Genomic DNA, 7,741 nt, shown 5'->3' with positions numbered 1-7,741 from the left:
AGTCTGCCATTATACTACTTCTTTACTTTTTTTTGCAATAATGATAGAATAAAAAGAGGCATTTATTGTCAAATTTTATGGGAATTTATAAGTTTTTAAGGAAAAAAAATGACAAAGTCAAATTATTCGGCAAATAATATTACGGTTTTAAAGGGATTGGAAGCGGTCAGAAAAAGACCGGGTATGTATATAGGTTCAACGGGGCCGGACGGCCTTCATCATCTTGTTTATGAGGTTGTAGATAACTGTATAGACGAGGCTATGGCCGGCTTTTGCGATAAAATCTTGGTAGTTCTTGAACCGAACGATATTGTGCGTGTAGAGGACAACGGCCGAGGTATTCCTGTAGATATTCACCCGACAGAAAAAATAAGCGCCTTAGAGCTGGTTTTAACCCGCCTCCATGCCGGAGGTAAGTTCGACAAGGGCTCCTACAAGGTTTCGGGCGGTTTGCACGGTGTAGGTGTTTCGGTTGTAAATGCCCTTTCAGTATGGATGGAAGCCAAGGTCTACAAGGACGGCTTTGAGCACTATGCAAAGTTCGAAAAAGGCTCAATCCTTGAACCGGTAAAAAAAATAGGCGAAACAGAAAAAAGCGGTACGGTTATCAGGTGGGCAGTCGATTCTTCCATCTTTACCGAAACTACAGTATACAATTTTGAAGTGCTTGCAACCCGCTTGAGGGAATTGGCCTTCTTAAACAGCCGAATTTCCATCACGATGAGGGATGAACGCCTTTCTACTCCAAAAGAAATTACCTTTGCCTTTGAGGGCGGAATATCTCAGTTTGTGTCATACCTAAATGCCTCAAAACAAGTTTTCCCCAAAACTCCGGTTTTTATCGAAGGTGAAAAAAACGATATTATCTGTGAGGCTGCCCTTCAGTACAATGACGGATATAACGAAAACCTTCTTTCCTTTGTAAACGATATAAATACCCGCGAGGGAGGAACTCATCTTGAAGGCTTTAAGACAGCCCTCACCCGCGTAATGAACGAGTTTTTAAAGAAATATCCTAAACTTGTAAAAAAGATGGACAAGGAAGAAAAGCTCACGGGTGAAGATGTCCGCGCAGGTCTTACAGCCATCGTTTCCGTGAAAGTGCCCGAACCCCAGTTTGAAGGACAAACCAAGACAAAGCTGGGCAACAGCGATGTTCGCGGTATAGTTGACTCCTTTGTAAACGAAAAGCTCACCCTCTTTTTTGAACAAAACCCGAACGAGGTCGAAAAGGTTTTGGAAAAATGCGTTGCCGAGGCTGCAGCCCGAATTGCAGCCCGCAGGGCAAAGGAAGCTACCAGAAGAAAGAGCGGTTTGGACAGCTTCGGTCTCCCCGGAAAACTTGCAGACTGCTCCTTAAAAGACCCCGAATCTTGCGAGGTTTATATAGTTGAGGGAGACTCTGCAGGCGGTTCAGCCAAAAAAGGCAGGGACAGCAAAACTCAGGCCATCCTCCCCCTTTGGGGAAAAATGCTCAATGTCGAAAAAACCCGCCTCGACAAGGTTGTAAACAACGAGAAACTTCAGCCGATTATTGCCACCCTCGGCACAGGTATAGGCAAGGATTTTAATATAGAAAAACTTCGCTATCACAAGGTTATAATAATGGCCGACGCCGACGTTGACGGCTCCCATATCCGCACCCTGCTATTGACCTTCTTTTTTAGATATATGCCTCAAGTTATCGAAAAGGGCTATGTCTACATTGCCATGCCTCCCCTTTATAAAATTTCTCACAATAAAAAAGAATGGTATGTCTACAATGATGATGAAAGGGATTCGGTTTTGGACCAAATAGGGCGCGGAAACAATGCAGCTGTTCAGCGCTATAAGGGTTTGGGTGAAATGGACGGAACCCAGCTTTGGGAAACGACCATGGACCCTGCAAGGCGGAAGATGATGAGGGTTACCCTCCCCGATGCCGTTGAGGCCGATAGAATTTTCAGCACCCTAATGGGCGAAGAAGTAGAGCCCCGCCGAAAGTTCATCGAAGAAAACGCCGTCTATGCAAATCTGGATGTATGATAAATAGTTGATTAATTAATAAAAAAGTTTTTATGGAGGTGTGATAAACAGTTCGGCACAAATGCTGCCTCTCTGTTTATCTTCGAGTTTGCCTTTCAGGCAAACATCGAGTTATTCTATGCGGTTCGTAAACAAACCGCATCAAAAAACTTTTTTCGGAAATTGATATTTCCTGCAAAAAGTTTTTATGGAGGTAGGATGTTTGATGTTAATAGTTCTGTGCTCTTTTGGTTTGCAGGAGTTGTGATTCTCTTTGTTCTGCTTCAATCAGTCTTTTTTTTGGTAAAGGCTTTAAGGCGGGCAAAAGAGTTAAACATGCCCAAAAAAAAAGATAAAGCAAATTATTTCCGGAGCGGCGGTTTTTACGATTGCTCCGGCCATTTCCATCATTCTCGGAATGATAAGCCTTTCCAAATTTTTAGGTCTTCCTCTGCCCTGGCTTCGCCTTTCGGTTCTAGGAGCCTTGACCTATGAGCTTACGGCAGCAAGCACGGCAGCCTCGGTCTTGGATATACCCTTGGATCAGCCGATATCAGATGCAGCAGCCTATACCACGATTTCTTGGGTTATGGCCCTCGGAATAATTTCCGGGATTGTGGTGATTGCTCTTTTTTTACCCAAGATGCAAAAAAATCTTATTCGAATGAAGTCCAAGGATGAAAAATGGAGCAAGCTACTCATCGATGCCCTCTTTATGGGAATGATTTCAGCCTTTTTAGGAATGATATTTTCCGAAATTCGTCTGGGACTCAAGGGATGGATTCCCGTTTTTGTGATGTTCTTTTCGGCCCTCTTAATGCTTATCTGCGGTTTAATCGTAAAGAAGACAAGGGCTAAATGGCTTGAAAGCTATGCTATGCCGATAAGCCTTTTGGGCGGGATGGCCTTTTCCATTCCGATTACAATGCTGATAGGTTAAATCAGCGGTTCTTATAGGGGGAATTATGCAAGATAAACAGATTGAATTCAGTTCATATGAAAAAAACATACATAGGTGGGGAAGAATATGGATGGTAGGAGCCATTATGATGTTTCTTTCTTATCCTCTTTTTACCTGCATTTATTATAATACTTGGCCCAACTTTTGGCTTCTTTTGAGGGGGCTTTTCGGTGTTGCCGTTATTTTTTGGCCGGTAGGAATTATTGAAGCCTTTACCTTTGCCCCCATGCTCGGTGCAGGCGGAACCTATGTAGGCTTTATCACAGGAAACTTAACAAACCTAAAGGTGCCCTGCGGAGTTTTAGCCTTGGAGGCTGCAAAGGTTGAAGCCAACACCGAAGAAGGCGATGTCGTTACCACAATAGCCGTAGCGGTTTCTTCCATTACCACAACCCTTATCTTGGTCTTGGGAATGCTTTTGTTAACTCAGCTAAAACCAATTTTGGAATCCCCCATCATGGCCCCGGCCTTTAAAAATATCCTGCCGGCCCTTTTCGGCGGACTCTTGGTAGTCTTCGTCGCAAAAAATCCCAAGATTGCCGTTGTTCCCTTTGCCTTTATGCTGATTCTTTTTATTGCCATGCCTCAGCTGGGAAAAGCCATAAGTATGCTCATCCCAGTAGGAGCTATTATCACGATAGTCTACACGAGGATAATGTATAAGACCGGAAAAATCTAAATGACCAAATACCCCTTTATCAGAACCTTTAAGCTTTTTTTTAAGGCGTCTCCTTTTAGGGTAAGTGCCGTAATTGTGCTGACCCTTGCCTTGGGAATTTTCCCTTCTTTGAGAATTTTTATTTCGATGAAGCTCATAGACTTAATAGCAAGCTTTTTGCAAAGCTCAGCGGAAATCGCCTTTGGGGAAACTTTTAAGCTTTTGACAGCTTGGGCTGCTATCACACTTGCTTCCGAATTGGCAGTAAAACTGCAAGGCACCTTAAATACCCTCATCCACGAAAAATTCTCTGCCTCCATTATGACAGGGCTATCCGAAAAGTTGGCAAGCCTTACCGATCTTTCTTTTTTTGAAAAAAGAGAAAACCTCGTAAAAGTCGATATGGTAAGAGAGCAATTACAGGTAAGGCCTCAAAACTATGTTTTTAACATCATTTTAAATTTTCAGCGAATTGTAAATTTAATAAGTATGTTTGCAGTTTTGTTTTCGATAGATTATTCTTTACCTCTTTTAATGATTTTTTCAACCCTGCCCGTGTTTTTAATTTCGCAAAAAGCGGGAAGACTTCAATGGGCAGAAACCGAAAAGCTCCAAGATAAGAGACTCAAGATGGCTACATACATTAAGCACGGACTTGAAGGCGAAAAAGCAAAGGATAATTTTTTATTCGGCTTTACCAAAAACTTTAAAAACACTTATTTGAGCATAAGAGATGAGTACCTAAAGAACTTTATCAAAATTGCTCATAGGGGTTTGGTCTTTCAATTGATTACAAGTTTGGTTTCTGCCCTGATTATGATAGCCTTATTTTTCTTAATGATTTTTATTGTCGTAAAAAAAAGAATTGCAGTCGGTGCCGTAGCAGGTTATGTACAAGCCTTTATGTACACCCAATACGAGATACAGGACCTCGCTATGTACGGAAGATGGTATTTTACGATAATGGGGTACTTTCAAAACTATTTTGATATTATGGATTGGAGCGAGAAACATCAGGGTATTGAAAAATCCGAGCGGATAATCTTAAACGAAAAAATAGAATCCATCGAGTTAAAGAATATCCGTTTTGCTTATAGAGGAAAGGAATTCGACAAGGACGGAAACGATATAAGCGATTATGCAATAAAAGATTTATCTCTTTTTATAGACGGTAAAAAAACTTATGCAGTTGTAGGAAAAAACGGCAGCGGCAAAACCACCTTGATAAAACTTTTAACGGGCTTTTACACGCCCCAAGAAGGAAGCATCATAATAAACGGTAAATACAATCTTTGTGATTTGGATATGGATTCATACAGGGAAAGGCTCTCGGCGATATTTCAAGACTTTGCCGTTTACGCAGGCTACACTGTGGACGAAAATATTTTTGTAAAGCCCAGACACTGTGAAGAAGAAGAAAAAGAAAAGATAGAAAAGGTAAAATATTTAGGAAAAGACTTTGAAAAGAAGCTTGAAAATAATTACTCCCTTGTTTTAGGAATGCAATACGGCGGCAAAGAATTTTCAGGAGGGCAAAGACAGAGGCTTGCAGCCTTGCGTTCCTTCATCAAAAAAAGCGATATAATATTTTTTGACGAACCTACCTCAGCGATAGACCCGATAGCCGAAAACGAATTTATCGAAAGCATTCTTATGCAGGGCAAGGGAAAAATCTCGCTTATCGTAACTCATAGGATGGGAAGCGTAAAGTCCTGCAGCGATATAATCGTAATAGATTCCGGCTGCGTAATCGAAAAAGGGACCTTTGAAAGCCTTCTAGCTCAAAACGGTTTATTTGCAGAACTTTATAACAGCCAAAGAAAAAATTTTATAGAAGAAGAACTTGACTCAGAGACTTAGTTTAAAAGAGCAGCTTCCCAATCCTTAGGTTTAAAACCGATGATGACAGAAGTTTCGGTAATTAACAAGGGGCGTTTTACCAACATACCGTCGCTTGCGAGAAGATTATACATTTCTTCTTCGCTCATATTAGGTAATTTTTCTTTAAGGTTTAAACCGCGATAAACCAAACCGCTTGTGTTAAAAAATTTCTTTAAGGGCAGGCCGCTCTTTTTATGCCATTTTTTAATCTCGGCGGCTGTAGGATTTTTCTCCTTGATATGTCTTTCGGTATAAGACAGTCCATTCTCATCAAGCCATTTTTTTGCATTTATACATGTAGTACATTTCGGGTAATAAATAAAAATCATCTTTCCTCCATAAACAAAGTAATTACTTCACGTAAGCTTTTTCCAAAAATTCAGCTGCATGTTTATTTTTAGGTTCTTTTTCCAATATGTATTGAAAAGTTTTTATTGCATCTTCTTTCTTTTTTAAGCGCATTTGAAGGATACCCTTGATAAGCAGAGAATCGGTTTTAATACCGAACATTTTTTCGGCAGCTTTTAATAGGTCGAGGGCAATCTTTGTTTGTCCCATCTTATCAAGGCAGAATACAAGATTGTGTAATAAAAGCCTTTCTTCAGGTTTTGCCCTAAGCATCTTTCTATATAGGATAGCGGCTTTTTGGTACTGCCCGGCTTTTCGCCGGAACAAGGCAAGCTCAGGATCAAAATTAACTTTTTCGCCCTGACTCATCAAAATTTCAAGTTGGTTGCCGGCATCTTCCCAACGTTCGCATTTTTCCAAAAATAGTACGTAGTCCCGCCTTATGTAAATGTTCTTTTCCCATTCTTTTAGATAGGCTTGATAGGCTTCATCGGCTTCTTTATTTAATTGCAAATTTTCGTAAGAAGCGATAACTCCTATTTTAGCTTCCTCATCTTTTTCATTGATGCTTAAAGTTCTTTCATACCAGTTGAGAGCCAAATCGGGCATGTTAAGCTTTATGTAGCAGCAGCCCATCGCATTAAAGATGACCGAATCGGCTTTTCCGTTTTGAATAAGGGCTTGAAGATGCGGTAAAACATCTTCGGGCGGATTATCGATATGGGCGGCAGTAATTATTTTATAATAATAAATATCGTCCGCATCGCAAACTCCGCTTGCTTCGGCCCGCAGGATTGCGGAACTAAGCTCTTCCCAACGGTATGCTTCTTGGAGAGAAAGCATTATGCCGTAATGCGGATAAGGGTTTTCAGGTTCGTGTTCAAGTGCACATTTATAATGCCCTAAGGCCGTGTTGGTGTTGCCCATAGAACGCTGAGCTTCTGCAGCAAGAAGCCTGATTTCGGCATCGCTTCCAAAACTTTTTATAAAGATGCGGGCAGCAACGGCAGCCCTGGAATAGTCTCCCCGTTCCATGTGTTTTTTGATAACACCCATTGCAAAAAAGCGGTCCGAAACTCCGTCATCGGGAAGCTCAATTCCCAGCTTTGCAAAGTCTTCAGCGGCTCCGGCAGCATCGCCCAGCTGCATCTTTATCATTGCAGGGTACCATTTTAGTGCCGGATCATCGGGCTCGAACTCGCAGGCAGCCTCGTACTGACATAGAGCTTCGGAAAGATAGCCTTCCATTTTGAGGGCGTGCGCGAGATAAAGACGCGGAGCAACCCCGTCTATTCCGTTTTTTATTGCAAAGCTGAACATTTGGCGGGCCATATTTGCGTTACCGCCTCTTAATTCATAGACACCCTCAACAAAAAGAGAGTTTAAATATCCGGTATTCAGCTTTGCATCGGAAGGAGCAAATTTTAAGGCTTCTTCAAATGTTTCTCTGGCAAGCCTCGGTTTTTTCCATTTTAAATAGGCCGAGCCCAGCATTGCCCTCGTTTCAAGAGGATGTGGGTTGAGTTTTAAGCTTTTTTCAAGGCAATAAACAGCCTTGTCATACTGTCCTGCAGCCAAATAGGATCGGCCCAAAAAAAAGAAGCCCATGGGCAAATCCGCATTACAGGAGGCCGAATCGGCTGAACATCTTTTAATGTAGGCTTTTCCATAGACTATGGATCTGCCGTAATTGTTTACGGCAGCCCAAGCCCTTGATAGGTATAAATATATTTCGGGATGTCCCTTTTTTTCGGCGTAAAAGGGAGAAGATACTTCGGCTAAGCCTTCTGCAGCTAATTTTTCTAAAATTAAAATTGAAGTCTTATAATCGCGTTTTTTTCCGGCTTCAACAGCTTCATTTATTAACCCGCTTACAGACTTAGCCATAG

Annotated in this window: 5 protein-coding genes and 1 pseudogene; 4 read left to right on the top strand and 2 right to left on the bottom strand. The window is 41.5% G+C overall.

Annotation, left to right across the window (positions count from 1 at the left end; translation table 11 throughout):
• The first annotated feature begins 108 nt into the window (after window positions 1-108).
• The 4 genes and pseudogenes from gyrB (at window position 109) to E4O00_RS13950 (ending at window position 5,483) form a co-directional block, all read left to right on the top strand.
• Window positions 109-2,025 (top strand): DNA topoisomerase (ATP-hydrolyzing) subunit B, encoded by a 1,917-nt coding sequence (gene gyrB, locus E4O00_RS13970; RefSeq protein ID WP_253677947.1) that lies wholly within the window; start codon window positions 109-111, stop codon window positions 2,023-2,025.
• Window positions 2,026-2,223: 198 nt separating this feature from the next.
• Window positions 2,224-2,944 (top strand): annotated as a pseudogene (locus E4O00_RS13960) (DUF5058 family protein).
• Window positions 2,945-2,969: 25 nt separating this feature from the next.
• Complete coding sequence (locus E4O00_RS13955) at window positions 2,970-3,644, top strand: hypothetical protein (protein WP_253677945.1); 675 nt, start codon at window positions 2,970-2,972, stop codon at window positions 3,642-3,644.
• On the top strand, window positions 3,645-5,483 hold the full coding sequence (locus E4O00_RS13950; protein WP_253677944.1) for an ABC transporter ATP-binding protein: 1,839 nt from the start codon (window positions 3,645-3,647) through the stop codon (window positions 5,481-5,483).
• On the opposite strand, the gene E4O00_RS13945 is transcribed toward E4O00_RS13950, so the two are convergent.
• Both E4O00_RS13945 and E4O00_RS13940 read right to left on the bottom strand, forming a co-directional pair.
• Complete coding sequence (locus tag E4O00_RS13945; protein WP_253677943.1) at window positions 5,480-5,833, bottom strand: arsenate reductase family protein; 354 nt, start codon at window positions 5,831-5,833, stop codon at window positions 5,480-5,482. The two genes, E4O00_RS13950 and E4O00_RS13945, sit on opposite strands and share 4 nt — an antisense overlap.
• Window positions 5,834-5,855: 22 nt before the next feature.
• Window positions 5,856-7,739, bottom strand: coding sequence for a tetratricopeptide repeat protein (locus E4O00_RS13940; RefSeq protein ID WP_253677942.1), 1,884 nt, complete (start codon window positions 7,737-7,739; stop codon window positions 5,856-5,858).
• Between the last annotated feature and the right edge of the window lie 2 nt (window positions 7,740-7,741).

The sequence above is a fragment of the Treponema sp. OMZ 788 genome (assembly GCF_024181245.1).
Classification (GTDB): Bacteria; Spirochaetota; Spirochaetia; order Treponematales; family Treponemataceae; genus Treponema_B.
The sequence above is the reverse complement of the archived record's forward strand: the minus strand, read 5'-3'. Positions and strand labels throughout refer to the sequence as shown.

What these genes read in the sequence shown, in the direction of transcription:
- gyrB (WP_253677947.1), top strand. Translation starts at nt 109, where the DNA reads ATGACAAAGTCAAATTATTCGGCAAATAATATTACGGTTTTAAAGGGA.
- E4O00_RS13955 (WP_253677945.1), top strand. Translation starts at nt 2,970, where the DNA reads ATGCAAGATAAACAGATTGAATTCAGTTCATATGAAAAAAACATACAT.
- E4O00_RS13950 (WP_253677944.1), top strand. Translation starts at nt 3,645, where the DNA reads ATGACCAAATACCCCTTTATCAGAACCTTTAAGCTTTTTTTTAAGGCG.
- E4O00_RS13945 (WP_253677943.1), bottom strand. Translation starts at nt 5,833, where the DNA reads ATGATTTTTATTTATTACCCGAAATGTACTACATGTATAAATGCAAAA.
- E4O00_RS13940 (WP_253677942.1), bottom strand. Translation starts at nt 7,739, where the DNA reads ATGGCTAAGTCTGTAAGCGGGTTAATAAATGAAGCTGTTGAAGCCGGA.